The 2,852-nt window shown below is 40.9% G+C and carries 1 protein-coding gene; it reads right to left on the minus strand.

From position 1 onward, the window contains the following. The coding region (locus ACYC56_RS14350) for a hypothetical protein (RefSeq protein ID WP_461374854.1) at positions 1-2,614 on the minus strand (2,614 nt) is incomplete at its 3' end. Between the last annotated feature and the right edge of the window lie 238 nt (positions 2,615-2,852).

Genomic DNA, 2,852 nt, shown 5'->3' on the forward strand with positions numbered 1-2,852 from the left:
TAATCTCCTTTGCTGTTCTCTGTCTCCAGGACATTCCTAAGTCGGGTGTTGCCATATCCTTTAATTTATCCTGTTCTTCCTTGTTTAACTCTTCTAATTTGGAATTAGCTTTCAACCGGTTTAAAATATATTCCTGGCCTTCCTTTCCTTTCTGTCGTTCATAGGTTGGATTATGTTCAAAAACATATTTCGCTAAATATGATTCATAGTCATCTATGGATTTTCCTTGAGATTTCAAATCGTCCGGATTATACTTATTGTTTCCAAGCATCTCGGTTGCTTGACTGTAAAGAGTGTTATATTTTTTGTTATTATAATTCTCTTGAATTTGTTTCGGATCTGAAATAAATCCGTGTTGTATCATCCAATCGTTTAGCTGATCATAACCTTTCTTTACTGATTCGAGAATTCCCTCCTGGAGCCTTTCAGAACGTGCCATGTTATTCCAAAAAGTAGCCTGTAACCTCTGACTATCTAAAATCGTATCCTTGAATTTTTCCGCGGCTTCTAAATTCGTTCTTCTGATCTGTTGTTCTGTAGTTTCATATTCTGTTGCTGATTTGGAAGCATCACTAAACATTTTTTTAATTTCATCGGTAACTTGTTTCGCTGGTTCTGTTGTCATTCTATTGAGATAATCGCTCATCCCAAATTCTTCGTGAGTATCTAAAAGATTTCCATTCTCATACTTTTTACTTGTGACAACATCAATCTTTTCACCGGCTATTACTCTAGCTAGTTTAATCCTTGACTCTGCGTTCATGTCGGGGGCATAGTTAAACAATGCTGCTTCGGCTCCTTTTTCATTTCCCGCGAAATCCTTGCCCCATGTCTCCATAATGTTTTTAAAGTTTTCGGGATCCCAAAAGCCTCTGGTCTTATTAGCAAGATATCCTTTTTCTCCGAACATTCCATTCTTCCCTAATGCTTGATACAACATGGCTTCCTGCGCCGGTGAATTTGCAGTACCTAATGTTGACAGACTCTGTAATGTCTGAGAGCCCAAGTCGCCCATGCGTCCTAATGGATTATTCACTCCTAAAAGTAATTCTGGTAGTCTTCCAAATTCAATTGCTGTTTTACTATCAATGCCAAGCGTGAGCTGCTTCATCTGAATTTCTTTGATGGCTTCTAAAACATCAATAATTCTTTTATTATCCGCGTCTTTTCCAAACTCCTGCTTCGTCATTTGTTCTACTGACGTCAGATATTGAGCATTAGAACTTTGGCCACCTAAACGTTGTACAATATTAAACTGCGCTAAGTCTTCAGGATTTAATCCGGTTGACCGTCCGAATGCTATCTGTTCTTTCTCTAACCCGGTGTCTTCCCTGCCTAATCCCTCGGCAAGTGCTGATCTCATTTTTAGATATCTGTCGGCGTCGTATCCCAAGTACCCTTCTGGTGATCGCATGTTTGCACCAAAGCGGATGCTCATCTGACGTGCAGCTATTTCATAAGGTCTTGCGCCTTCTACTAATCCAGCTGCAGCGCCGTAACTTTGGTTTAAATATTTTAATTTTTCTTCGGTTTCTGCTTGTTCTGGCGTGTTAGACAGTTTCGCAATTTCTCCACCTACCATTCCGCCGAAATGTTCGCCGACAAGCATTCCTAATGGACCTGCTCCCGGTATCAAAGCTCCTGCTACTCCACCGGCCAATTTCCCGTAAAGCTCGTAATCTCTAGTTCGTTCTTTTACGTCCTTCCAAGTCTCAAAAGCTGTCCTCTCTGTAAACATCGACATTGGGGAAGTCAAGTCGAATGCTGTTTTATTTCTGGCTGCTATTTCTGCTGTTGTGTTCATATAGTCAAGTGTTGATGTTACGGCTTCTCCGCCTAATGCAAAGGCGCCCATCTTCTGAAATTGTTGAAAGAAAGTTTGAGTTTGCTCATGTGCCTCTTTTGTGCTTTTGCTTACATCATTGATGCTTGCCGATAGTCCGATAAATTTATTTTTGACTTCATCGATATTTGCACCGACGTCATCTTTACTTGAACTTATTGCAGACCTAATCATTTCAAGGTGTTCTTGATCTGGTTTTAAAAAGCTTGATGCATCGGTAGTGAGGTTTGTCCCAACTTCATCGGTAGCTGACTTTATGCGTTCGAATTTTCTTAGATATTTTCCTTCTTGACCTTTGGTAAGTTTTCCTGCCGATAGATCTACATTCAAGTCCTGAAGCGTTTCTTTTATTCTATCATTGAGCGGATCGTAAAGCCCCTGGCTATATTTTAGCCATTCCCCGGCGTCTTTAGCCTGCTGCGGGTTTAATGTCTTCAAGAATTCCGGAGAAGAGACTACATCACTGATGTTCTGTCCCATTTTGTGGGGGATATCTTTAAGCGATTGCTCTAATCCTGATCTCTTGAGAAATTCTTGTGTTTGCTCGATTAAGAGTATTTGGGAGGGTGTTAAGGCTGCCTGTGTGTTTTGTCCTGATGTTTCCCCTGATTGAGCACCGGGAAGAATAGGGATTCCGGCTCCCGGGTTTGCTCTGGGTGTGCCATCTTGGCCAATGATGTTATTTAAGTTCTGCTCGAGCTCGTTAACCCCTTCAATCTGTGGAAGTATTCTCGCTCGAATGTTAAAACCAATATCGTTAGAATCGTTCATAATAAGTTCCTCTTAAAGCTGCCGCCGGTTTATTTTCGCTAAAGTGAAAAGCTAAACCCTTTTCGCCAAACTTCACCGGCAGCAAATTGATTAATTAAAATTCTTGAAAATACTCGTCGCTTACCTTGCCAACACCGTCCAAATTCAGAGCCGCGCCAACTTCACCCAAATAATTTTGGAGTTTTTTCAACACCTGATTTGCATTTGCAAGCTGACTAGAGACATTCGTTTTGAAACC

Source organism: Candidatus Aquicultor sp., from assembly GCF_054640775.1.